This window comes from Rothia sp. HMSC071B01 (genome assembly GCF_001808945.1).
Lineage (GTDB): Bacteria > Actinomycetota > Actinomycetes > Actinomycetales > Micrococcaceae > Rothia.
Genome location: NZ_KV795081.1, coordinates 204,593 through 228,150, shown reverse-complemented (window position 1 = coordinate 228,150; position 23,558 = coordinate 204,593). Strand labels below are relative to the sequence as shown.

Genomic DNA, 23,558 nt, shown 5'->3' with positions numbered 1-23,558 from the left:
CGAATGAGGTATGAGCTATGAGCGCCAACGCCCTGCCCGTGATTACTGTGCACGGCCACGCCAGCAACCCCGGCACTGTCACTGAGCCTACCGTCTATGAGCAGGCTCTGGCGCGCTCGCTGAGCCCCGAATCCCTGCCGGCACATATTGGAGTGCTGGTGGACGGTAACCGCCGCTGGGCGGCTCAGCGCGGCTTGAGCACCCGTGAGGGCCACGCCGCCGGTGCGGAGCGAATTATTGATTTTCTGGCCTGGTGTACTGAGCTGTCGATTCCGCAGGTGAGCCTGTACATGCTCTCCACTGAGAACCTGAAGCGCCCCGAGAAGGAGCTGACCGGCCTGGTCGCTGTGATTGATGCATTTCTGGTGCGTCTGGTGGAGTCCGCCTGCGGTCCGGTGCGCGCTATCGGCAATATTGACCTGATTCCTCGCCAGCTGCACGAGCGCCTGGACTGGGCGATTGAGCAGACTGCGCACCTACCCGGTGTCCGTGTGAACATTGCGGTCGGCTACGGCGGCCGCCAGGAGATTGTGGACGCGGTCCGATCGGTTCTGCGTGAGGCTGCCGCTGAGGGCGCATCCTTGGACTCGCTTGCCGAACAGCTGAGTGTGGAGGATATTTCTTCGCACCTGTACACCGCCGATATGCCCGACCCGGACCTGCTGATTCGCACTTCGGGCGAGCAGCGCCTGTCCGGTTTCATGACCTGGCAGAGCGCGTATTCTGAGTTTTATTTCTGCCGCGCCCTGTGGCCGGATTTCACACGCGTTGATTTTCTGCGTGCCCTGCGGGATTACGCGAACCGTTCCCGCCGTTTCGGCTCCTAGAACTTATACGCTCTAGCACCGGTGGTGTTGGCCTCTCGGTTCTTGTCTCCCCGGCTAGCAGCCTCCGGTAGTACAGCCCCCAGCATTACAGAATGGACGTTCTATGCTCGCTGAGCTTTCCCGCCTCTACAGCGCAGGCGGCGCCTCCGTTATTGCCGCTCTGGTGCTCGGCAGCTACCTGCTGTATTTTTTGTGGTGCACCCTGCGACTGTGGCGTATTGACGTGCGCGAGCACCGTCTGCCCCACCGCATCCTGATTCCTCTGGCTATTGCCACCTATACGGCTCTGCCGGTGTCTTTGCTTTTTGCGGGCCGTCCCGCCGATATTTGGCGCGTGATTGGTGCCGGTCTGGTGCTGTGGTTCTGCTACCTGCTTCTGCGTATCCTGTCCTTTGGCGCGCTGGGCCGCGGGGATGTGAAGCTTGCCGGCATTCTGGGCGGCGTGCTCGGGTACCTGTCCTGGGCGAACCTGGGCTGGGCGTCGCTGGTGACGTTCCTTGCCGGTGGTCTGGTGTCTTTGGCTCTAGTGCTGTTCACGAAGGCGCGCGGTAGCACCCGCATTGCGTTCGGCCCGTTTATGCTTCTGGGTGCGCTGGTGGCGTTGGCTGCTCCGGTGTATTCTCTGTGGTAGATTCCGAAGTAGGGCGACCGTCCGGCTAAGTGGCGGGTTCGTTCTTCGTGCGGTTCGCGGCTGTTTGCTCTGCTCCCTAGCACCTATTTCTCGGCAGAACTGCCGGGGCTTTTGAAAGGTTGATGTTATGCCTACTCCTCCCTATATCCGTAAGCTGCGTGAGCGGATCGGTTCGGATTACCTGTGGCTGTCCGGTGCGACGGCTGTAGTGTACCGTGAGCAGGATTCTAAGGTGCTGCTGGTGCGCCGTAGCGATAACGGGGCGTGGACCCCGATCACGGGCATTGTGGACCCGGGGGAGAGCCCCGCACTGACCTGCCTGCGTGAGGCGCAGGAGGAGGCGAACGTGCAGATTGAGGTGCTGGAGCTGGCGCAGGTGAAGGCTGACCCGCCGATGCAGTTCGGTAATGGTGACCGCTGCCAGTTCTTGGATCATACGTTCTTGTGCCGCTGGGTTTCTGGTGAGGCGAAGGTGAACGATGAGGAGTCTTCGCAGGTGCGTTGGGTGGATGTGTCTGACCCGGCGGAGCGTGCGTTGCTTTCGGAGCGGATGCTGGACCGTATTGATGCAGCGCTGAACTATGACGGCCACTGCCGTTTTGGTTTGGAGTCGGTGCCGCCGGAAGAGGACTAGCCAAGCGAGGGTTGCCCTCCGCCCTGCGCGAACGAGACCCGACTTTATGCCAAGTTGATACACCCTAAGTGTTTTAAAAGCAAGACCTTCTTTGACGAGGAAAGAGTGCTAGTCTGAGGGGATACACAGCGTTCCCCACCGGGCCGTTGCACCCCGTGGAACGCCAACGAAAGAGGGTAATTATGAACTTGGCAGAACAGATTGTCGCACAGCTCGTCGAGGCCGGTGTCACGCGTATCTACGGCGTGGTGGGCGACTCCCTGAACCCCATCGTGGACGCAGTGCGCGCCTCCGGCGGCTCGAAGAACGGCGGTATCGACTGGATTCACGTGCGCCACGAGGAAGCCGCGGCCTTTGCCGCAAGCGCCGAGGCCCAGGTGACCGGTAAGCTGGCCGTGTGCGCCGGCTCATGCGGTCCGGGCAACACCCACCTCATCAACGGTCTCTACGATGCCAACCGCTCCCACGCTCCGGTGCTGGCGATTGCTTCCCACATCCCCTCCGGCCAGATTGGTAGCGGATACTTCCAGGAAACCCACCCCGAGCGCATCTTCGAGGATTGCTCGGTCTACAACGAGATGGCAGTCTCTGGCCACCAGACCCTGCGCATCATCAACTCCGGTATGCGTCACGCTATCGCCCGCCGCGGTGTGGCCGTCGTATCGATTCCCGGCGATATTGCCATCCAGGATGCCGTTGACCACGTGCCCGCATGGGGCGACTACCGCCCCGGCACTATCGTTCCCGATGAGACCACCGTGCGCGACCTGGCCGATCGCATCAACGCGGCCAAGAAGATTTCGATTTTCGCTGGTGCCGGTGTGGCCGGTGCACATGATGAAGTCGTTCAGCTGGCCGACCGTGTCGCGGCTCCCGTGGGCCACACGATGCGCGGTAAGGAGTACATCCAGTACGACAACCCCTTCGATGTGGGAATGACCGGTCTTCTGGGCTACGGTGAGGCCGCAGAGGGTATGAAGGACTCCGACCTGATGCTCCTGCTGGGTACCGACTTCCCCTACGACCAGTTCCTGCCCAACGTGCAGACCGTTCAGATTGACCGTGCCGGCGAGGTGTTGGGCCGCCGTACCAACGTCGACCTGCTGATTGAGGCTGACGTTGCCGCAACCCTGAAGGCCGTTCTGCCCCTCGTGCAGCGCAAGAGCGACCGCTCGTTCCTGGAGAAGCTCCTGAAGAAGAACGAGAAGATCATGACCAAGGTCGTCGGTGCCTACACCCACAACCCCACCAAGGGCAAGATTCACCCCGAGTACGCCGCATCCGTGCTGGATGAGCTGGCCTCCGATGACGCCATCTTCACCGCGGACACCGGCATGTGCAACGTGTGGACCGCCCGCTACATCACCCCCAACGGCAAGCGCCGTCTGCTGGGTTCCTTCCTCCACGGCTCCATGGCGAACGCCATGCCTATGGCCCTGGGCGCCCAGATTGCCGAGCCTAACCGCCAGGTCATCTCGGTCTCGGGTGACGGTGGCCTGTCCATGATGCTGGGTGATATTCTGACAGCGGTCATGTACGATCTGCCGCTGACCATCGTGGTGTTCAACAACTCCACCCTGGGCATGGTGAAGCTTGAGCAGCTGGTTCAGGGCTTCGAGGACTTCGGCGTGGATGTGCCGCTCGTCAACTACGCCGACATCGCAACCGCCGCTGGTTTCCAAGCTCAGCGTGTTGAGAAGGCTGAAGACCTGGAAGGTGCGCTGCGCAACGCCCTGGCTCACCGCGGCCCCTCCCTGGTCGAGATCATTACCGACCCCAACGCTCTGTCGATGCCGCCCGAGGTCGAGGCCAAGCAGATCGTTGGCTTCGCCACCTCGCTCTCCAAGATTGCGCTGAACCGCGGCGCAGCGGAGGCCGTGGCAATGGCTCGCTCGAACCTGCGTAACATGTCCGCGTGGAGGCAGTTCAGCTAGTCCGTAAGGGATGCTTAACGCTACCGGAGGGGCCCGTCGAAAGGCGGGCCCCTCCGTCGTATCTACTACCTTTGCGCACGTGGGAGGCAAGACGAACATAAGAAATCGGGTGTGACGATACCGTGGGAACAGTAGCGCCACACCCGATTCTGTATGCGGTGTGATCAGACGATTTGGATTAGAAGTTGCCCAGCATCTTGGTGACGTCCAGAGCTGCATCCAGCTGCTCCTCAGTCACTTCGCCGCGCTCCACATAACCCAGAGCCACAACTGCCTCACGGACAGTCACCTTGTGAGCCACCGAGTACTTAGCAATCTTCGCAGCAGCTTCGTAACCAATCAGCTTGTTCAGCGGGGTCACGGTCGACGGCGAAGCCTCAGCCAGGAAGCGGCAACGGTCAACGTTAGCGGTCAGACCGTCAATCATCTTCTCCGCCGAAACGCGAGAAACGTTAGCGAGCAGGCGAATCGACTGCAACAGGTTAGCAGCCATCACCGGGATACCCACGTTCAGCTCAAACGCGCCGTTAGTGGAAGACAGAGCAATGGTTGCGTCGTTACCGATAACCTGAGCGGCGACCATGATGGTAGCCTCACAAATCACGGGGTTGACCTTACCGGGCATAATCGAGGAGCCGGGCTGCAGATCGGGGATGTGCAGCTCGCCCAGACCGGTGTTCGGGCCCGAACCCATCCAGCGGATGTCGTTGCTGATCTTCATCAGGCCGTACGCCAGGGTGCGCAGCTGACCGGAAACCTCAATTAGGCCGTCACGGTTAGCCTGAGCCTCGAAGTGGTTACGAGCCTCGGTCAGGGGCAGGCCGGTCTCCTCAGCGAGCAGCTCAATCACGCGAGCGGAGAAGCCGTCGGGGGTGTTAATACCGGTACCCACAGCGGTACCGCCCAGGGGAACCTCAGCCACGCGGGGCAGGGAAGCGTTCACACGCTCAATACCGTAACGCACAGTTGCGGCGTAGCCGGAGAACTCCTGGCCCAGGGTGATGGGGGTTGCGTCCATCAGGTGGGTGCGACCGGACTTCACAACGTCCTTGAACTCAGCAGACTTGCGCTCCAGGGACTCAGCGAGCACCTCGAGAGCGGGAATCAGGTCCTTCACCAGAGCCTCGGTCACAGCAACGTGCACGGAGGTGGGGAAGACGTCGTTGGAGGACTGGGAAGCGTTCACGTGGTCATTGGGGTGAACCTCAATGCCCTTGGACTCCAGGGAACGAGTTGCCAGGGTTGCCAGGACCTCGTTCGCGTTCATGTTCGAGGAGGTACCGGAACCGGTCTGGAAGACGTCAATGGGGAAGTGGGCGTCGTAGTCACCGGTTGCTACCAGATCCGCTGCGTCGCGGATAGCCTGGGCGCGCTCAGCGTCGAGCACCTTGAGTTCCTCATTGGCGGTCGCGGCTGCCTTCTTCACGAGGGCAAGCGCACGAATATGGGCGGATTCGAGGGTCTGACCCGAAATCGGGAAGTTCTCGACTGCGCGCTGGGTCTGTGCACGGTAGAGTGCATCAGCCGGAACGCGAACTTCGCCCATGGTGTCATGTTCAATGCGGTATTCAATGTTTTCAGCCATATCTCTAGGATAGGCGTTCAAAGTGGCTTACGTCGCCTCGAAAAGGTGTCAAAAGAGGAAAAACGCTCATAAATTTTGAGGCGTGAGAAGGCACGTAAAAACCCCGCCCCGGTAGATGTGCGAACACGCTACCGTGGCGGGGGTATCCCATAGAAAAATCTGTTGTTAAGTGCGAGCATGTGGGTTCTCGCGCTAAGGCTCGTAATGAGCGGAGAAGAGGAAACCTAGTCCAGGTTCTCGGCAACCACAACGCGCGGGGGAGTCTTCACGACCACCGGAAGCGTCTGAGTCGGCGGGTTCTGCGCGTCGTTCTTCTCCTCCGGCAGGGTCAGATCCTGCGAACTGAACACCAGCTCCGCCTTACCCTCCTTCAGATGGTAGAAGACACCAATCACGGCGACCTTACCCTCAACCACCGCATCCGAAATGATGTGGGACTGCTCAATAATGCGGATGGCGGTCTGGCGGGTGTGCTCACGCACCATGTCGTTAACGACCGGGTTCTCCGGCAGCTTCGGGGACATCACCGAAGGCAGGATGTGCTGCACCAGGTTACGGATGAAGCCGTGCGGCATCTCACCGGACTCCAAGGACTTGCTGGCCGCAGTCACAGCACCGCAGGAGTCGTGACCGAGAACCATCACAATGGGGGTCTCAAACTCATCAACCGCGTACTCCAACGAACCGAGCGCGGCATTCTCCAGGACGTGGCCGGCGGTACGCACCACGAACGCGTCGCCCAGGCCCAGATCAAAAATAATCTCTGCCGCGAGGCGAGAGTCACCGCAACCGAAAATCGAGGCGAACGGGAACTGACCCGATGCCAGGTCGGTACGGCGAATCGTGTCCTGGTTGGGGTGCTCGTTGCTGCCCTCAACAAAACGGCGGTTACCGTCCTTCAGACGCTTCCATGCTTCTGCGGGAGTCGGTTGGATGCCAGCCATGTGATGCTCCTTAGCGGACAAGTACAGATAACGCATGCCGTCGGAGGCAGCGAATCTGCGAACGGGTATGTGGGGCTTCAGGCGCTCGCGCTGAAGCTGAGTTTCTCGCCGGGAGCCTCCCGGAGAAAGAACCTACCTCAAATATGCCTTAAATATGCGAAAAATAGCTAGTTTGGCACGCCTTCACAACACCCAAAATCAGTGCCTCAGAGCGTATGAAGCGCCGAAGAGAGACGCAGCCCTCACCAATTTGCCGCATCTGCTCACCTTAAAGTCAACACGCACGCAAACTCGTTCAGAACAAGAAAAACGAAGCGCCCGCGCGCTATCCTGAAAGGAGCACTACTGCGTCGGCGACTTCGTGCTGGAAAGAACCAGCCAGCCGACGGTGTATTCAGAAATCTCGAAGGTGAGTCTATGACTACGAACAACAACCACGGCGATCGCAACCTCGCAATGGAACTGGTCCGCGCGACTGAGGCAGCAGCAATTGCTGCAGGCCCCTGGGTCGGCGCAGGCGAAAAGAATCTCGCAGATGGTGCAGCCGTAGACGCAATGCGCTACCGCCTCTCCACCGTCAACTTCAACGGCACCGTTGTCATCGGTGAAGGCGAGAAGGACAAGGCTCCCATGCTGTACAACGGCGAGAACGTCGGCGACGGCTCCGGTCCCTCCCTCGACGTGGCGGTTGACCCCATCGACGGTACCCGCTTGACCGCACTCGGCATGGACAATGCCCTCTCCGTGATTGCTGTGGCAGACGGCGGCACCATGTTCGACCCCTCCGCAGTGTTCTACATGGAGAAGCTGGTCACCGGCCCCGAAGCCGCAGAGTTCGTCGACCTGCGCCTGCCCGTCAAGCAGAACCTGCACCTGGTCGCTAAGGCTAAGGGCAAGAAGGTCAGCGAGCTGACCGTATGCGTGCTGGACCGCCCCCGCCACGCCAAGCTGATCCAGGAGATTCGCGAGGCCGGCGCCCGTACCCGCATCATCCTCGACGGTGACGTCGCCGGCGCTATCGCAGCCTGCCGCGAAAACACCGGCGTGGACCTCATGCTCGGCACCGGCGGCACCCCCGAAGGTGTTGTCGCAGCATGCGCTATCAAGGCAACCGGTGGCGTCATCCAGGGCCGCCTGGCACCGACCGACGAGGCAGAACGTGAAAAGGTACTGGAAGCCGGCCACGACCTCGACCGTGTGCTGACCACCAACGACCTGGTCACCAGCGACAACTGCTTCTTCGCCGCAACCGGTATCACCGACGGCAAGCTGCTGCGCGGCGTGCGCTACAGCAAGAACGTTGTGACCACCCAGTCGCTGGTTATGCGTTCCTCCTCGGGTACCGTGCGTACCGTCGAGGCAGAGCACCGCCTCTCCCGCCTGCGCGAGATTCTCTCGCACACCAAGAGCCCCGAAGAGCAGTAATCTTCGAAGCGCAGTAATCCTCGAAGCGCAGTAATCCTCGAAGGGCAGTAATCTTCGCCCCCGCAAGGGCTGAGGAGCCGCGCTAAGACTCCTCAAACATTGCACATACATACACAGGGAGCCGCCCCCACCGAAGAACTCGGTGAGGGCGGCTCCCTCATGTATTTAGCTTTTAGTTCTCAGGATACGCCCCAGTAAGGACGAGCCTGAACCCGTTAGCGAGAGCGGAAAGACTGAACCTTCGCCTTCGCCTTCGACACAGCATCACGAACTGCCGGACGAGCCTTGTACGCCAGCGTGTAGGCGCGGTAACCCAACGAGGTTACCGGAACATCCCAGGTACCCGGGTACTCCACCGACTCGCCGCCGAAGGACTTCTTGAACTTCGTGAAACCAGCCCACTCGTGATCCGGCTGATCCTCCGGCGCAATACCGAAGAGGTCAACGTACTTCAGACCCTTACGCTTAGCGTCCAGGATAAAGTTCGTCACCACCACAACACCTGCACTAAGGTTGCGGTGCTCAAAAGAAGCCGCAGCGTGCGCGTAGGTGCGGGTGTCATCCGAATCGTACACAAACGCCGCCGCGATCGGGGTGCTCTCACCGTTCTCATCGGTCAGCTTCGCAATGTACAGGGACGCCGCACCGGCGGGCATCAGCACGCGAGCAACCTGCATCAGGTACTCATCCTGCTGACGGTTAAAACCGTTACGGTCCGCGGTTTCCTCGAGGAAGCCGAAGAGAATCGTCATATCCGAGGGATTGGTCGAAACCTCAACGGTCACGCCCTTTTTGTGGAGATTACGATGACGATTACGGTAACTGGGGATCATTCCCTTGAGGATTTCGTCCTCAGTGCCCGAAAGATCAATAATCTGAGTGTGCGAAGGCTGCACCTGGCGAGGAGCCAGAACCGCGCCGCGACGAGCCAGGAAAGTAGCCGCATCCTGATCGCCCCAAATAGCGGATTCAGTGGGTTCAATGCGCACAAACAGGCAACGATGCTTCGCAGCCTCTTCCTTCAATGACGCGAGAGCCTCATCAAAAGCCACAGCGCTGGAGGCGACCGGTCCGTACGGGCTGTACAGGTAGCGGCCGGTAGCGCCGCCCTCAACGGTTGCAAGGTACGACCAGCCGTTACCGCTCTTACGAATTACGGTGTGACCATTAGATTCCTGAAAACGTGCCCAAATATCGGACTGAAGAATATTGCTCATCCTTCTAGTGTATCCGAGCTTAGGGAACGTAAGCCTGAGGCTCCGACGAAGCCTCGGGAGCAGAAACGGGGCGGGGTGCGGAGGAGCTCTCCTCCGCCTCGCGCTCAGCGGCTGCCTTAGCCTTTGCATCAGCAACGCGGGTGCGCAGAGCCGCGCCCTTGTCCATCGCGGTCTGGCGCAGATCCTGAGAGAACTGACGCAAATCAGCGTGAACCTGCTGAGCAAACGCATCGGTACCCGAACCCAGAATACGCAGAGCCAGCAGACCCGCATTGCGAGCACCGTTAATGGAGACGGTAGCTACCGGAACACCGGCGGGCATCTGAACAATCGACAGCAGCGAGTCCATGCCCTCGAGGTTCTTCAGACGCACCGGAACACCAATCACAGGCAGAGCGGTGACGGAAGCGAGCATACCGGGCAGGTGAGCGGCGCCGCCGGCGCCAGCAATAATCACGCGAATACCGCGGCTGTGAGCCTTCTTGCCGTACTCAATCATGTCCTCGGGCATGCGGTGTGCAGAAACAACATCAGCCTCGTAAGGGATGCCGAACTCGTCCAGAACCTCGGCTGCGGCCTCCATGACCGACCAGTCCGAATCCGAACCCATCACAATGCCAACAATGGGCTGGGAAGAATCATAGGGAGACTGAGACATAATCCTCATATCCTTTCAGGATGCGGTGGCGAACCACCATCAATAGGGTGCGTCGGATACGCAGGATGCTCTCACCCCACGCACCGGCTAAAAATAGGGCTACAGGGGGCGGCCGTCACGCAAAATGGAGGCGGCATTCGCGGCGCTATGGCGCAGCGCCTCAAGCTCAGCCACCGTGCCGGTAATGTTCACGTGACCAATCTTGCGGCCCGGACGGGTTTCCTTGCCGTAGAAGTGAATCTTTGCGCGCGGCTCAGCCGAAAGCGCCAGCGGGTAGACGCCGAAAATGTCTTCGTTCTCGCCGCCCAGGTAGTTCTTCATCACGGCAACGCCCTCCAGCACGGAGGTGTCACCCAGCGGCAAATCCAGCACGGCACGCAGGTGCTGCTCGAACTGGCTGGTCACCGAGCCGTCCTGAGTCCAGTGGCCGGTGTTGTGCGGGCGCATCGCCAGCTCGTTGATGTAGAAGCCGGCGGGGGAGCCGGGAACCTCGAAAAGCTCGGCAGCCATCACACCGGTGACACCCAGCTCGGAAGCAATAGTCACGGCGGCGGAGGCTGCAGCCTCAGCGATCTCGGGGTCCAGGTTCTGCGCGGGGGCAATAACCTCGTCGCAGATAGAGTTCACCTGGATGGTCTCAACGACCGGCCAGGGGCGCACCTCGCCGCTTTCACGGCGAGCAACCAGCGCGGACAGCTCACGGGTGAAGGGCACCTTCTCCTCAGCGAGCAGGGCGGAGAAATCGGTGCGGGAAGGCAGCTGCTCGAACCACTCGGCGCTGCGCTCGCGAGCCTCCTCGGGGGAATCCAGGACTAGAACGCCCTTGCCGTCGTAGCCGCCGCGCGGGGTCTTCAGCACCACGGGCCAGCCAATCTCATCACCAAAGGCGAGCAGCTCATCCAGGGTAGAAACCTCAGCCCAGCGCGGGTTCGGCAGGCCCAGGCGCTCGACAGCCTGGCGCATCAGGAGCTTGTCCTGAGCGTACTGCAGAGCTTCGGGACGGGGCTGAACATTCACACCCTCCGCCATGAGGGTGCGCAGAAATTCAGTGGGCACGTGCTCATGATCGAAAGTGATGACATCCTTGCCGCGAGCAAATTCGCGGAGGGTGTCCAGATCTTTGTAGTCCCCGACGGGAGCGGTACGTACCGCTGCCACGGCGCCAACGGTGGGCGCCTCCGCGAGAATCTGCAGGTTCAGGCCAAGGTTAGTTGCTGCGGGAGCCATCATGCGGGCCAGCTGGCCGCCGCCGATGACACCAATTACGGGTCCAGTCACAGGGTAAGTCACATCACCTAAGTGTACCGGGTTCGGAGTGCTTATGGGAGCAAGACCACATGAAGGTCGCAGAATGGGTTCAACTGGGCTTCAGAGCCCAATATTTGGGCGTGAATACCGGAAGAAATCGTAAAAACCTGCCTTCTGCGCGGTCAGGCAGAGACGAAACTATCAGCGCATGATGAAAAGAGTCACCCGGTAGCTGAGAGGTCTATGGAAAAACTCCCAAAGGGACAAACAACGTACCGGGACTGTACTAACATATAAGAGCTTGTAAAAGAGACCGAAGCGCCACGCAGTGACAACGTAACCAACGCTCACCGTCGCAGCATCGGCACCTTTTTCTCCGATAAAACCCCGCTAGATAGGCCCCGCATGAGCGCACAGACGAAACCGACCATTACCGAACGCCTGAAATCCCTCTGGGACAGCTACGGTATTGAGGTTCTCAAATTCGGTACCGTGGGCGGCGCCGCCTTCATCGTCAACTCTGTGACGGTGTGGGTGCTGATGATGACCATCATGTCGGAGTCCCACACCAAGGCGAAGGTTGTAGCGAGTGTTGTCGCAACCATCTTCTCCTGGCTCATGAACCGCCTGTGGACCTTCCGCGACTCCCGCTCCGAAAACTGGAAGCGCGAAGCTATCGAGTTCGGTCTGGTGAACCTGCTCGGTATTCTCGTCGAAGCCGGCTGTGTGGCATTCAGTACCTACGTGCTGAACCTGCGTACCCCCGAGGCGTCCTTCATCTCCGGTACGATTATCGGTACCATTCTGGGCACCATTCTTCGCTACTTCCTCTACCGCTTCTGGGTGTACGGATCGCACCGCAAGCAGGTTGAAAAGGGCGAAGGCACCGACCACGAAGAGCTCGGCCGCATGTTTGATGAGGCCGCCGCCATTCTCGACGGCGAAGAAACCACCAAGCAGAAGGCACGCTCTGAGGCGGCTGCATCCGAGGCGCAGTCGAAGCCCGGCTCGCAGAACTCCTAAGCTCCTCGGATTGTAGAAGCAGCATAGTTAGAACGTGATATAACGATTCATCCCCCGATACGAACGGTATCGGGGGATGAATCATTTAAACCCCTATGTGCTTGTTGGTGCTGTGTCTGTTGGTACCCTGCGCGGTCGTTAGCCTTCCGCGCGATTTTTCGGGCAACAGGGGAAGGCGCATTATGCGCGGGGAATCTCCACCGCACGCTCAGCAACCATCAGAGAGGCCAGCTGTCCATCCTGCCAGTTGACGCTCGGGTCAGCCACAAACACCGCATGCCCCGAAGCCAAAATAGCTAGCACCTCCAGCAGAGCGCTCAGGGTCGCCTCCGAAGCATCAAAACCGTAGTCGGGGCTCAACTCCAGTGCGAGCGCCCGCTGCCCCGAAGGTAGCGTGTACCCCGCCGTGCGATAGGTCTGTGCCTGCGCAAGAACCTGCTCGTAGGCTTCCGCATAGCTGAAACCCTCAATAATTTCTGCCGAATCATCGGGAAGTAGACCCGAGTACTGGTCGCCAAAGCTGCGCACCAGAGCGCAGTAATCGAGTACCTCCTCGGCGTGCGGAGCCAGTGCCTGCAGATCGCCGGTGTAGGAAAGAGCCAGCGGCGCACGGTCAACCGCCAGAAGGTACGCGGGGTCATTCGTGTAGCCCGCCTCCTGCTCGGTGCAGACCACGGCAACCAGCGGCTCGTCCTGATCGAGGATCGCGCCCACGCGCAGAGCCGCCAGACCCAGAACAATAGTGCGCCAGTGCAGGGGAGCCTGCAGATCAAAACCTTCATCGGGCGCCAGTTCGCATTCTTCAACCAACAGGTTTGCGCTCTTGTCTACCCAGTTCATGAGGACCCTGCCGGAGAGCTCAATACGCTCGCCTGCCGCCGAATACCAGATGAGGGCGGGGGTTTGTTGAGTGCTGAGTTTCTCGAAGAAACGGTTCAGAGTCGTGGGCGCGGACGCGCCGGTGGGGGAGAGAGTAACCATGGGTTTCACTCTACCTCACGGTTCAGAAGGAGCGGAGGCGCAGGGACAATTCCGGGAGCGGAGAGGAGGGGAGGGCCGATTGCCGGGCTAGAAAAGTACAGAAGTAAAGTAAAAACTTCTGATGGTGCTTGAAAAAACCTAATGATGAAAAACCTTTGCACTAACTAAGGTCCTATTTTGAAATAGGGCATGCAGATAAATTGGGAATATAAATGTTTCGCAATAAGCCTGGAAAAATATGCAGAACATGGATGTCAAAAAGATAAACTTTTCTTTTCGAATTTCCTGAAAATTTCTGGGAGTGGGGTTTGGGGGATTCCTACAGGGGGTTGCACCGCCGACTTCCCTTATATTTGCGGTCAAGATGCGGAATTTGCATGCGGCGGCAAGTGGTCCTGAAAGGGGAAATTTGAGGCTGGCTCAAGATGTGACCAGGGGCAAGTGAAGGGGTGAAAAATATATAAAGGTCAAATTCACATTAAATATGACGCCTGTAACATATACATCTGAACATTGATTAAGTCTAGTTTGACGAAACGGCGTGTCGCACGTCTAATAGATATATAAGCGTGTTTGCTCTGGAAGGGACCGTAGAGGCCAGAGCAAACCATGCCACACCATACACACGAAGATTCCGTCCACGACGGATCCGCAGACTCATTAAGTTCACAATGAGAATACGGAAGGAAAACCCATGGGCTCCTACATTGCATCCGACCGCTCTGTCGCGGCCGCGCGCGCATCAGGCGCTCAGCGCCGTAGCATGAATCCCACTCAGCCCCTCGAAAAAGCCGCCGACGCCTTTCTCACAGAAGCAGAACGAAACATGCCTGCCTGCACCGACGTATGGACCGCCGCGGCAGGACTCTACGGAACCGAAGGCGAAGACGGAGAACTCGCCTGGCAAGCTGAAGCGCTTTGCGCCCAAACCGACCCCGAGGCCTTCTTCCCCGAGAAGGGCGGCTCCACCCGAGACGCCAAAAGGGTATGCGGTGTATGCCCCGTGCGCGAAGAATGTCTACAATATGCAATGGACAATGACGAGCGCTTCGGAATTTGGGGCGGGCTGTCAGAACGTGAACGCCGCCGACTGCGTAAGCAGGCGAACTAAGCCAGGAAGGTACCACCCACATGCAGACCGCACGACTGTGCTCCCGCCAGACCTGCCAGCGAGAGGCGACTGTTACTCTCCACTACTCCTACGCAGACTCCACGGCACTTATCGACGCACTCTCAGAATTTCGCGAACCCCACGCCTACGACCTCTGCGACCATCACGCTGCACGGCTGACGGCACCCCAGGGTTGGCGAGTGGTCTACAAGGTACCCGTTCAGGACACCACCGAATCCTAGAATTCAAAACTAAGAATTAAACACCCGAATGCAAAGAACCTTCCGCGAATTCATGCGGAAGGTTCTTTGCATATGAGAAACTGGCAGATAGTACAGATACCCGCAACTCACTCAAACACCGATCACTCGAAAAGAACGCGAGATCCATGAGCAAAGAAACACACCGAGGAATGTGGGGCGCACTGCGCCCGGCCATCCGTCGAAATAGCGCCGAAGAACTCCTCAAAGCTCGCCGAGCAGAGACCGTGACCAGCGAACCGGCACCGCGCACCGGAGCCTTCGGACGCATCGTAGCAGACGTACCCACCGTCGCCGAAGAACCCGACCTGCCTACCGGCTCCGTACCCGTTGTCCCCGCACGCAGCAAACTCCGCGAACAGGGTGTCGGCACCCGCGTGCGCACCCGCACCAACGTCTCCACCGGCTTCGTGCCCCTCGTGCGTGACTCGCAGAGCACCCCCAAAAATCCGACCCTCAGCGACCTCAACCGCGAAACCATGCAGAGGGCAGCCGAAGCAGAAGCAGCTGCAGCAGCAGAAGCCGAAAATGCGGCTGAAGCAGAAACCGTCGCTACCGCGGAGGCGGCAAGCGCCTCCACCGCCGGACGCAAGTACCGCACCGAAACCACCCGTACCGGCCACACCCACGCGGTCGCAGACCCCAACGCACCGCTGTCCTCCCTGGCTGCCTCGCCCGAAGCTGCAGAACGCGCCGCAGCCCGCGAAGACGCCGTGGAAGACACCCCGCGCTTCCTCAAGCTCCGCGCAACCCTCATCGCGCTCACCGTACCGCTGACCGTACTCATGATTGCAATCCGCGCTGTAGCCTCCGCGCCCTTCCTCTGGCTCGAATATCACCGCCCCGGATTCCCCGAAGACAGCTACGGCTACTACCTCGTCGAGAGGATGCGCCTGGGCTCCTACGGCGTGGACTACATCAACAACTTCGCGCCGCGAGAGTACCTCGCCCGTCTCACTACCGGTGCCGACAATACCCTCGCCTTCACCGAGGCAGAAGTGAACCACATGCACGACGTGAAGTGGGTGCTGCTCATCGCCACCGTAGCCGTAGCTGCTCTCTTCCTGGTGACGCTCTTCAGCAGCATCTCTCTGCGCGAGCGCGCCCCCGGAACCATTCGCCGTAGCCTCTTCGTCGGCACCTGGATTACCCTGGGACTCATCGTGGTGCTCGGTGTTGTGGGCGTCTTTGGTTGGGAGTGGCTGTTCACCACCTTCCACCAGGTGTTCTTCCCGCAGGGCAACTGGGAATTCTCCGTACGAAGCTCCCTGATTCGCCTCTACCCGCCGCAATTCTGGATCGACGCGGCAATCGCCGTAGCGGTCCTCGTAGCAGCGCAGATTACGCTCCTGCTCGTGACCACCTGGCCCACCAAATACCGCAAGCTTAAGGCAGAACGCCGCCGCCAGGAACGCCAGGAACTGCGCGTCAAGCTCGCCTCCGCACGAGTCGGCGACAACTAAAAATCATCAGCCACTTCCCCGTGCAAACCAGCGCGGAAAGGGCACCCAAAGGGGGCTGGGCTCTACCACACGGTAGACCCCAGCCCCCTTCGCTATACCCAAGCTCGCATCGCTCGCGCCTGAACCCAGGACTAAACCTGAGTCTAAGACCAGGTCTAAAACCTCAGCCTAAAACCTGAGCCTAAATCCAGGACTTAAACCACATATGCGAATACCACTGCTCATACGGAATCACCTGAGCAGTCCACAGCGGCATAAAGTACGCACTCAACATCAGCACACCCACCAGGTAAATCGCCACCAGCGTCACGCCCAAACGGGCACGCAACACCGAACCGCGAGCACCCGACAGTGCCAGACCCAAAACACCCGCCAACAGCAGGATCAGGAACGGCTCAAAGGACAGAGCGTAGAAATAAAACATCGTGCGAGTCGGGTACATAAACCACGGGAAATAGCCCGCACCGAACACAACCAGCAGCGCACCAAAACGCCAATCACGCTTCAGCAGCAGAACCAGAAGCGCCACAATAATCGCCGGAATAAAAGCCCACCAAATCGCCGGGTTACCGATATTCAAAATAGCCTCGGAACAGGACTTCACGGTACAACCCGAAGAACCCAGCTTCGGCGACTCATAGTAGTACGAGGTCGGGCGACCCAAAACCAGCCACTGCCACGCCTGCGAAGAATACGTATGCGGGCTACTCAAACCAGAATGGAACTTAAATGCCGAGACATGGTACTCCCACAAGGAACGCAAATCCTCAGGAAGCCACATGACACCCTTGCCCGGGTTCTCAACAGCCCAACGGCGGAAATACGCATTCGACGACTGGAACCAGCCCGCCCAAGTGCTCAGATACACCAGCAGACCCACACCAATCATCTGGAAGAAGGCGGGGATGCCGTCACGCACCAGCGCCGTCAAACCCCACTTGTGCAGACCCACAATACGGCGAGCATTAATATCCCAGAACACCGTCAGCAGACCCATCGCCGCAACGAAGAACAGCGAATTCCACTTCACGCCCACCGCGGCACCGGCGCACACACCGGCAGCGAAACGCCACAGGCGCAGACCCATGCTTGGGCCCCACGGCATCGGCGGAAGCACACCGCTATTCTGGCGTGCCGCCTCCGCAATATTGCGCGCCAACACGCGCCGCGCCTGAATACGGTCAAGCACCAGACACACAAAAGTCGCCAAAATCCAGAACATCTGGAAAATATCCAGCAGAGCCAGGCGAGACTCCACCAGCATCAGGCCATCCACCGCAGCCAGCAGAGCCGCAATAGTCGCCACCGTCATCGAACGGAACAGCAGCCAGCCAGCATACGCAATCAACGCCACCGACAGGGTGCCAATCACCGCAGCAGAAACACGCCAACCAAAGGGATTATTATCACCAAAAATCGCCATGCCCGCTGCGATCATCCACTTACCCAACGGCGGATGCACCACATACTCCGGCGAATCCGTCAACAGGCCCGACGGGTGACCCGCCGCAAAGGACGCATTAGCGTCCTTCGACCAGCTCAACTCGTAGCCATAATGCACATACGAGTAAGCGTCCTTGGCGTAGTAGGTCTCATCAAAAACAATGGCGTTCGGATGCGCCAAATTATAAAAACGCAGAATACCGGCAACCAGCACAATCAGTGCGGGCGCCAGCCAACCCCAACGCGGGGCACGAATATAGGCAACAGCGAGCGCATCCAGCAGCGAATCGAGGCTGTAACGACCACGTTCAGACGAAGAACGGGCCGAATCAGCCTGACCAGCTGGAGCGGCAGATGCGGGAGAAAGTAGCTTAGGTATCTTCACCCCATCAATCCTAAAGGGTCAGAACGCACGATGCACCATTTCAGCCCGTGAACAGCATATATGACGCGCTCGGAGCCCCACCCGCACTAGCTACTTCTATCGGCGGGCTCACCCGGTAAGCCCACCCGGCACCGGATTGAGCGCGGGCGTTACACTTAGTGGGTACACGAAGACCAGACACAGACATGAGGCCTGCCATGACCGCACCCGCAGAATACACCGAAGAAACCGCCGCCCCCTCAGAAACCACAGCCCCCTCAGAAACGGTCAAGGCACTCGAGATTGACACTGCTGACACCGCAGACACCGCCGTCACCTCCGAAGAAGGCGGCGTGCTCATCCTCGGCGGCACCCCCATCGGCAACCTCGCCGACGCCTCCGACCGACTGCGCTCAGCCCTCGCCACCGCAGACCTCATCGCCGTTGAAGACACCCGCAAGCTACGAACCCTCGCCTCCGGGCTTGGCGTGCGCACCCGCGGCCGCGTCATCGTCAACCACGACCACAACGAAGCCGAACGTAGCGAAACCATCGTGCAAGCGGTACAGGACGGTCAGCGCGTGCTACTGCTCTCGGATGCGGGCATGCCCACCATCTCCGACCCCGGCTACGTTGCCGCCGCAGCCGTCGCGGAAGCCGACCTGCCCGTCACCGTGGTGCCCGGCCCCTCCGCGGCGTTGACCGCGCTCGCGCTCTCCGGTTTGCCCACCGGACGATTCACTTTCGAAGGCTTCCTCGCCCGCAAGGGCTCCGAGCGCACCCGCCGCCTCGCATCGCTAGCGGCGGAGGAACGCACCATGATCTTCTACGAATCCCCGCACCGCACTGCCGCAACCCTGGCGGACTTTGTGCAAACCTTCGGCGCCGACCGCCGTGGAACTGTCAGCCGTGAGCTAACCAAGCTCCACGAAGAGGTTCGACGCGGTACCCTGGCAGAGCTTGCCGAATGGGCTGAGTCTGAGCGCGTCCGCGGCGAAATCGTCATTATTGTCGAGGGTGCACAAGCCCCCGAAACCCCCGAAGCACAGGACGTAGTGCAACTGGTCCTCGACCGTGTAGCGGGCGGCGAGCGCCTCAAGAGCGCCTGCGCCGCGGTTGCCGCTGAGACCGGCACCTCCAAGCGCGACCTGTATGAGGCGGCACTGGCTGCCCGCTCCGAATAGCCCAGAATCACCGCGCAATTTTACCCCCTAAGTTTTACCCCGCTGTTTTATCCCGAGGATTTATCAATGTGTCAGAGCTATCCCGGTCCTGAAATCACCCAGGAGTACCTGAACTCCCTCGCCGCCCTGGCGAACTACACCCTGCCCACCCCCGCGGCACTTCAGGCAACCGCCCTGCCTAACGGCTGGGCGCCTGTCCCCGGTGAAGTCCCCGCACCCTATAAGGCGGAACTCTACACCGGCATCAGCGACGCCGAAGGGGGAGAAGGCACCCGCCGTCGCTCCACCACCGGCGAGAACGGCCGCAGCCGCAATCTGGTCTTCCCTCCCGCCCCCGAGCCGCTGCCGTACCCCATCGTGGATAACCACACCCACATGGACCTGCTCGACGGCGAAGTGGAAATCAGCGCCCGCGATGCACTCGACGCCGGCGAAAAGCTCGGCATCGCCGGCATTGTGCAGGTCGGATACGATATCCCCTCCTCCCTGTACGCGGTCGCCGCCGCGCAGGCTGATGAGCGTGTCCTCGCCGCCATTGCGATTCACCCCAATACCGCCCCCGAGCTGGCTACAGCCGGTCAGCTGGAGGCGGCGCTAGCCACCCTCGACGAGCTCGCCACCGCCGACCGTGTACGCGCTATTGGTGAGACCGGCCTGGACTATTTCCGCACCGGCGAGGAGGGTAAGGAAGCACAGCACTACAGCTTCCGCGAGCATATTCGCATTGCGAAGAAGCACAACCTGGCGTTGCAGATTCATGACCGTGACGCGCACGAGGATGTTGTGCGCATCCTGGATGAAGAGGGCGCACCGGAACGTACCGTGTTCCACTGCTACTCGGGCGGCCCGGAGCTTGCCGAAATCTGCAATGAGCGCGGCTGGTACATGAGCTTTGCCGGCACGGTGACTTTCAAGAACTCGAAGGGTATTCAGGAGTCGTTGGTGATGGCTCGTCCGGAGCTGATTCTGGCTGAGACGGATGCGCCGTTCTTGACCCCGCATCCGTTCCGTGGCCGCCCGAATGCGTCCTACATGACGAACTACACGGTGCGGTTCATGGCGGCTCACCGCGGTGAGGAGCTGGAGGCGCTCTGCCGCCGTATCCGTGAGAATTCGGAGCGCGTTTACGGTCAGTGGTAGGCGCGTACAGCCTGTAGCGGAGAGCTACTCTGGATCGCCTGCGTATTGCCTTGGCTCCAAAGATGCGTTTGGCGAATGCAAAGAACGCCCTGGACGCCACCATTGATGAGGTGAAGCAGCGTCTGGGCAAGGCGAAATAAGTAAGCCTCTTTGAGAAAGCCTTTCTTTGTCATATATGTATGGCGGGGAGAGGCTTTTTTGTAGCTATTTTCAGCTCTAGTGCGTGAGGTAGCATGTAACGTGCGAGACATAACAGGGGGCCGTACGCCAATTGTTGGGTACTATCATTCAATTGAATGATAGTGTATTTTTATACATACGATTCATCACTCACTGACTGGGCGACTTGTTATCGTGCGCGCATATTTTCTGCGCGCTTTGCGTTTGTCGTTGCCAAGTCAATACTCGGCACTCATGCGTGGCTTCTGTCGTTTCAGATAAAGACTGTATGGGCGTGCCACAGCAAAGGGAAAACCATGGCAAAAATCCTGAAATACGTTCTGGGACTGGACGACGCGAACCGTTTTGATTCTTTCTTCTCGGTGGGGGCACCCGCTCAAGATTTTCAGCGTTATTCTGCGGTGGATAACCGCGATGATCACGTCACTGATGCGCAATTCGATAGCAAGCAGTTCTTGGCTCGTTACGGTAAAGAGCCGAGGCCTGCCGAGAAGGGTTGCGCTTTGAGCCACTACCACATGTGGAAGGACTTCCTCGCTTCAGATGCCGACTGGGCTTTGTTTGCTGAGGACGATGTCCTCATTTCCCCTGACCTGCAACCTGTAGTGGATAGGATTATCGAAAAGTATCCTCACGTGCAGATGGTTAACCTGGGCGATATCTACGCTTCTGAAGCTGGCAAGCTCACCCCGCAGGTTGATTACCCTCGTCTTTCGTTGCTTTCTCCTTTTGTGTACGGCAAGTACCGTATGGGTAATGCCTATGGTTCAAAGCCTCTGTATGGTGCTGCCCTGTATCTTCTTTCGCGTTCTGGGGCTGAACGACTCGTGGAATGTTATGGAGAGACGGTTCCTGGCGTTGTTGCCGATGATTATTCCCTCTATCGAGAATGGGGGGTAGACGTATATTTGGTGCAACCCGGTCTATGCGGTTGGGAAGGTACTAGCCTCATTCAAACTTCTGGCGTTCGTCACTTGGAAAGCCTCAAGAGCACGCAGCATGGCACTGGTTTTCTCGATCGGTTGCGCATCGCCCTGGCGCCGAAGAAGCGTATTGCGAACGCGAAGAATATTCTGGAAGCCACCATTGATGATGTGAAGCAGCGCCTGGGACGATAACCCAGAGACGGATTGGGCTACTGTCATCACATAAAAATCTAAATATGTGGGTCTTCTGCCTGTCCAGTATCCCCTCCCTATTGTGTATATCCGGTAGGGAGGGGATTTTTGCTGTGCACCAGTACGACGCGTGCCACATCGCGTTTTAACCTGAGGAGACCTGAGATTGGCGCATGGTGAATGATAGAATTCTTTTTACGTTGCACTGCGGTGTGCGTATTTATCACACGCTCAATATTTCAGACTCCCTGCCGTTTACGCACTGATTTTTAAGATTGATGAACCCCTCTGTTGTGCAGGTGGTCTGAAGTTCTGAAAACTCATCATTAACCGACGCGATCTTCTACTGCTTAGGTCTTCTGGATGAGCTATTGAAGGGAAAAACATGGCAAAGATTCTGAAGTATGTTCTGGGCCTGGATGGCGCGAACCGTTTTGACTCGTTCTATTCGGTGGGCGCACCCGCGCAGGATTTTGTCCGTTATTCTGCGGTGGATAACCGCGATAATCACGTCACTGATGAAGAATTTGACGTTGAGTTTTTCCGTAGCCGCTGGCATCGCGACCCGAGCCCCGCGGAGAAGGGTTGCATGCTTAGCCACGTGAAGATGTGGCGTGACTTTGTTGCGAGCGACGCCGACTGGGCACTGATTGCTGAAGACGACATTCTTCTTTCTCCGGATGCTGAGGCGGTGGTGAACGCAATCATCACGAAGTACCCGCAGGTGCAGCTGGTGAACCTCAGCGATTCTTTTGCGAATGATGCCGGCAAGCTGAACCCGCAGGTGGAATACATCCGCCTGTCTCTGCTGTCTCCTTTTGTACACGGTAAGTACCGTATGGGTAAGCCGTACGGTACTTGGCCCCTGATTTGCACCGGTCTGTACCTGATTTCCCGTTCGGGTGCTGAGCTGCTGCTCAAGCAGTTTGAAGACAAGGTGCCGGGTACTGTGGCTGATGATTACAAGCTGTACCAGCAGTGGGGTGTGGATGTGCGTTTTGTGCAGCCGGGCCTGTGCGGCTGGGAGGGTAGTAGCGTCATCTTGGAGTCCGGTAAGCGTCATCTGGATAAGGTGAATAGCCTCCAGCACGGTACTGGTCCTCTGGATCGAGTGCGTATTGCTTTGGCTCCGAAGAAGCGTATTACGAACGCTAAGAACGTTCTGGAAGCCACTCTTGATGAGGTAAAGCAGCGTTTCTCGCGGTAATCTAAACTGTAACCTCCCCACCATCCATCTATGTGAAGGAACGCTGTGAACGATCTGCCCCTGCTCGGCCCTGCTGAGATTCGCGAGCTTGCCGAGATGCTCGGTATTCGTCCGACGAAGACTCTTGGGCAGAACTTTGTGATTGACCCCAATACGATTCGTCGTATTGTCAATGCGGCAGAGATTTCACCGGAGGAGACGGTGCTGGAGGTCGGCCCGGGCCTGGGTTCGTTGACCCTCGGCATCCTGGATGCTGCGAAGGATATGGTTGCGGTTGAGATTGACCCGCCGCTGGCGCAGCAGCTTCCGCACACGATTGAGAAGTTCCGCCCCGAGAAGGCGGACGATATTGACGTGGTGCTTATGGACGCTCTGAAGGTCACCGAGCTGCCTCGCACTCCGGATGCTCTGGTGGCGAACCTGCCCTATAACGTGGCGGTTCCGGTGCTTCTGCACCTGTTTGCGCAGTTCCCGAGTATCCGTCACGCCCTGGTGATGGTTCAGGACGAGGTTGCCGACCGTCTTTCGGCGACCCCGGGCTCGAAGATCTACGGTGTGCCCTCGGTGAAGGCTAATTGGTATGCCGAGGTGTATAAGGCGGGCGTGATTGGCAAGAACGTGTTCTGGCCTGCACCGAAGATTAACTCTGGTCTGGTGGGTTTCCGTATGCGCGAGGAGCCTCTCTCGACCGTTGACCGCGACCTGGTGTTTACGATTGTGGACGCCGCTTTCGCTCAGCGCCGTAAGACTCTGCGCGCTGCGTTGAGCTCCTGGGCGGGCTCCGGAGCGCGCGCGGAGCAGATTTTGGTGGCTGCCGGTATCGCTCCGACGGAGCGCGGCGAGAAGCTGGATATTCACGGTTTTATCCGCATTGCGGAGGCTTCGCTGACTGTCCCGGCTGAGCCTGTAGTGGAATAGCTTCTTCCCGCTCTAAATTTTTCACTGACGTTCTCACGCGAGTTCCCTCGCGAAAGGTTTATG

General features: G+C 58.9%; 21 protein-coding genes. 14 read left to right on the top strand and 7 right to left on the bottom strand.

Annotation, left to right across the window (positions count from 1 at the left end; all coding sequences use genetic code 11):
- Positions 1-17 precede the first annotated feature (17 nt).
- The 4 genes from uppS to HMPREF2527_RS09060 all read left to right on the top strand — a co-directional run bounded on the left by uppS (position 18) and on the right by HMPREF2527_RS09060 (position 4,026).
- The gene (gene uppS / locus HMPREF2527_RS09075; RefSeq protein WP_005508943.1) at positions 18-827 is read left to right on the top strand and encodes a polyprenyl diphosphate synthase; all 810 of its coding nucleotides are present in this window, start codon (positions 18-20) and stop codon (positions 825-827) included.
- A 103-nt stretch (positions 828-930) separates the two neighbouring features.
- On the top strand, positions 931-1,458 hold the full coding sequence (locus tag HMPREF2527_RS09070; RefSeq protein ID WP_070507869.1) for a prepilin peptidase: 528 nt from the start codon (positions 931-933) through the stop codon (positions 1,456-1,458).
- Positions 1,459-1,585: 127 nt separating this feature from the next.
- On the top strand, positions 1,586-2,092 hold the full coding sequence (locus tag HMPREF2527_RS09065) for an NUDIX hydrolase (protein WP_049342934.1): 507 nt from the start codon (positions 1,586-1,588) through the stop codon (positions 2,090-2,092).
- 182 nt (positions 2,093-2,274) lie between these two features.
- Positions 2,275-4,026, top strand: coding sequence for a pyruvate dehydrogenase (locus tag HMPREF2527_RS09060; protein ID WP_049350049.1), 1,752 nt, complete (start codon positions 2,275-2,277; stop codon positions 4,024-4,026).
- A gap of 178 nt (positions 4,027-4,204) precedes the next feature.
- On the opposite strand, the gene HMPREF2527_RS09055 is transcribed toward HMPREF2527_RS09060, so the two are convergent.
- Both HMPREF2527_RS09055 and HMPREF2527_RS09050 read right to left on the bottom strand, forming a co-directional pair.
- A complete protein-coding gene (locus HMPREF2527_RS09055) occupies positions 4,205-5,611 on the bottom strand; it encodes a class II fumarate hydratase (RefSeq protein WP_049354998.1) in 1,407 nt (468 codons plus the stop codon).
- 224 nt (positions 5,612-5,835) lie between these two features.
- Positions 5,836-6,555, bottom strand: coding sequence for a carbonic anhydrase (locus HMPREF2527_RS09050; protein WP_005508935.1), 720 nt, complete (start codon positions 6,553-6,555; stop codon positions 5,836-5,838).
- A gap of 417 nt (positions 6,556-6,972) precedes the next feature.
- Here HMPREF2527_RS09050 and glpX point away from each other — a divergent pair, with 417 nt between their 5' ends.
- Positions 6,973-7,980, top strand: a complete 1,008-nt coding sequence (glpX, locus tag HMPREF2527_RS09045; protein ID WP_070507867.1) for a class II fructose-bisphosphatase — start codon at positions 6,973-6,975, stop codon at positions 7,978-7,980.
- A gap of 215 nt (positions 7,981-8,195) precedes the next feature.
- On the opposite strand, the gene HMPREF2527_RS09040 is transcribed toward glpX, so the two are convergent.
- The 3 genes from HMPREF2527_RS09040 to HMPREF2527_RS09030 form a co-directional block, all read right to left on the bottom strand.
- Complete coding sequence (locus tag HMPREF2527_RS09040) at positions 8,196-9,197, bottom strand: lipid II:glycine glycyltransferase FemX (protein WP_070507865.1); 1,002 nt, start codon at positions 9,195-9,197, stop codon at positions 8,196-8,198.
- Positions 9,198-9,216: 19 nt separating this feature from the next.
- Positions 9,217-9,855, bottom strand: coding sequence for a 5-(carboxyamino)imidazole ribonucleotide mutase (purE, locus tag HMPREF2527_RS09035; RefSeq protein ID WP_070507862.1), 639 nt, complete (start codon positions 9,853-9,855; stop codon positions 9,217-9,219).
- A gap of 99 nt (positions 9,856-9,954) precedes the next feature.
- Positions 9,955-11,145, bottom strand: a complete 1,191-nt coding sequence (locus tag HMPREF2527_RS09030) for a 5-(carboxyamino)imidazole ribonucleotide synthase (protein ID WP_070507860.1) — start codon at positions 11,143-11,145, stop codon at positions 9,955-9,957.
- A gap of 363 nt (positions 11,146-11,508) precedes the next feature.
- Here HMPREF2527_RS09030 and HMPREF2527_RS09025 point away from each other — a divergent pair, with 363 nt between their 5' ends.
- Positions 11,509-12,126 carry a GtrA family protein gene (locus HMPREF2527_RS09025; RefSeq protein ID WP_012904046.1) on the top strand — a complete coding sequence of 206 codons (618 nt, stop codon included), beginning with the start codon at positions 11,509-11,511 and terminating at the stop codon, positions 12,124-12,126.
- Between the two features lie 180 nt (positions 12,127-12,306).
- Here HMPREF2527_RS09025 and HMPREF2527_RS09020 read toward each other — a convergent pair whose 3' ends face one another.
- Positions 12,307-13,107, bottom strand: coding sequence for a TIGR03089 family protein (locus HMPREF2527_RS09020; protein ID WP_044150721.1), 801 nt, complete (start codon positions 13,105-13,107; stop codon positions 12,307-12,309).
- Between the two features lie 694 nt (positions 13,108-13,801).
- Between HMPREF2527_RS09020 and HMPREF2527_RS09995 the strand changes: the two genes are divergently transcribed.
- The 3 genes from HMPREF2527_RS09995 (at position 13,802) to HMPREF2527_RS09005 (ending at position 15,941) form a co-directional block, all read left to right on the top strand.
- Positions 13,802-14,218: a WhiB family transcriptional regulator gene (locus tag HMPREF2527_RS09995; protein ID WP_049346778.1), complete on the top strand. Its 417-nt coding sequence runs from the start codon at positions 13,802-13,804 to the stop codon at positions 14,216-14,218.
- A 20-nt stretch (positions 14,219-14,238) separates the two neighbouring features.
- Positions 14,239-14,460 carry a DUF3499 family protein gene (locus HMPREF2527_RS09010; protein WP_049362309.1) on the top strand — a complete coding sequence of 74 codons (222 nt, stop codon included), beginning with the start codon at positions 14,239-14,241 and terminating at the stop codon, positions 14,458-14,460.
- Positions 14,461-14,606: 146 nt separating this feature from the next.
- Positions 14,607-15,941 carry a TIGR01906 family membrane protein gene (locus HMPREF2527_RS09005; RefSeq protein ID WP_070507858.1) on the top strand — a complete coding sequence of 445 codons (1,335 nt, stop codon included), beginning with the start codon at positions 14,607-14,609 and terminating at the stop codon, positions 15,939-15,941.
- A gap of 181 nt (positions 15,942-16,122) precedes the next feature.
- On the opposite strand, the gene HMPREF2527_RS09000 is transcribed toward HMPREF2527_RS09005, so the two are convergent.
- Positions 16,123-17,769, bottom strand: a complete 1,647-nt coding sequence (locus HMPREF2527_RS09000; RefSeq protein WP_070507856.1) for a dolichyl-phosphate-mannose--protein mannosyltransferase — start codon at positions 17,767-17,769, stop codon at positions 16,123-16,125.
- A gap of 197 nt (positions 17,770-17,966) precedes the next feature.
- Here HMPREF2527_RS09000 and rsmI point away from each other — a divergent pair, with 197 nt between their 5' ends.
- The 5 genes from rsmI (at position 17,967) to rsmA (ending at position 23,495) form a co-directional block, all read left to right on the top strand.
- A complete protein-coding gene (gene rsmI, locus HMPREF2527_RS08995) occupies positions 17,967-18,932 on the top strand; it encodes a 16S rRNA (cytidine(1402)-2'-O)-methyltransferase (protein WP_070507854.1) in 966 nt (321 codons plus the stop codon).
- A gap of 66 nt (positions 18,933-18,998) precedes the next feature.
- Positions 18,999-20,072, top strand: coding sequence for a TatD family hydrolase (locus HMPREF2527_RS08990; RefSeq protein WP_012904040.1), 1,074 nt, complete (start codon positions 18,999-19,001; stop codon positions 20,070-20,072).
- A gap of 476 nt (positions 20,073-20,548) precedes the next feature.
- Positions 20,549-21,370 (top strand): glycosyltransferase family 25 protein, encoded by an 822-nt coding sequence (locus HMPREF2527_RS08985; protein ID WP_044150717.1) that lies wholly within the window; start codon positions 20,549-20,551, stop codon positions 21,368-21,370.
- A 385-nt stretch (positions 21,371-21,755) separates the two neighbouring features.
- Complete coding sequence (locus HMPREF2527_RS08980) at positions 21,756-22,577, top strand: glycosyltransferase family 25 protein (protein ID WP_070507852.1); 822 nt, start codon at positions 21,756-21,758, stop codon at positions 22,575-22,577.
- Between the two features lie 45 nt (positions 22,578-22,622).
- Positions 22,623-23,495, top strand: a complete 873-nt coding sequence (gene rsmA / locus HMPREF2527_RS08975; protein WP_012904036.1) for a 16S rRNA (adenine(1518)-N(6)/adenine(1519)-N(6))-dimethyltransferase RsmA — start codon at positions 22,623-22,625, stop codon at positions 23,493-23,495.
- Positions 23,496-23,558 lie beyond the last annotated feature (63 nt).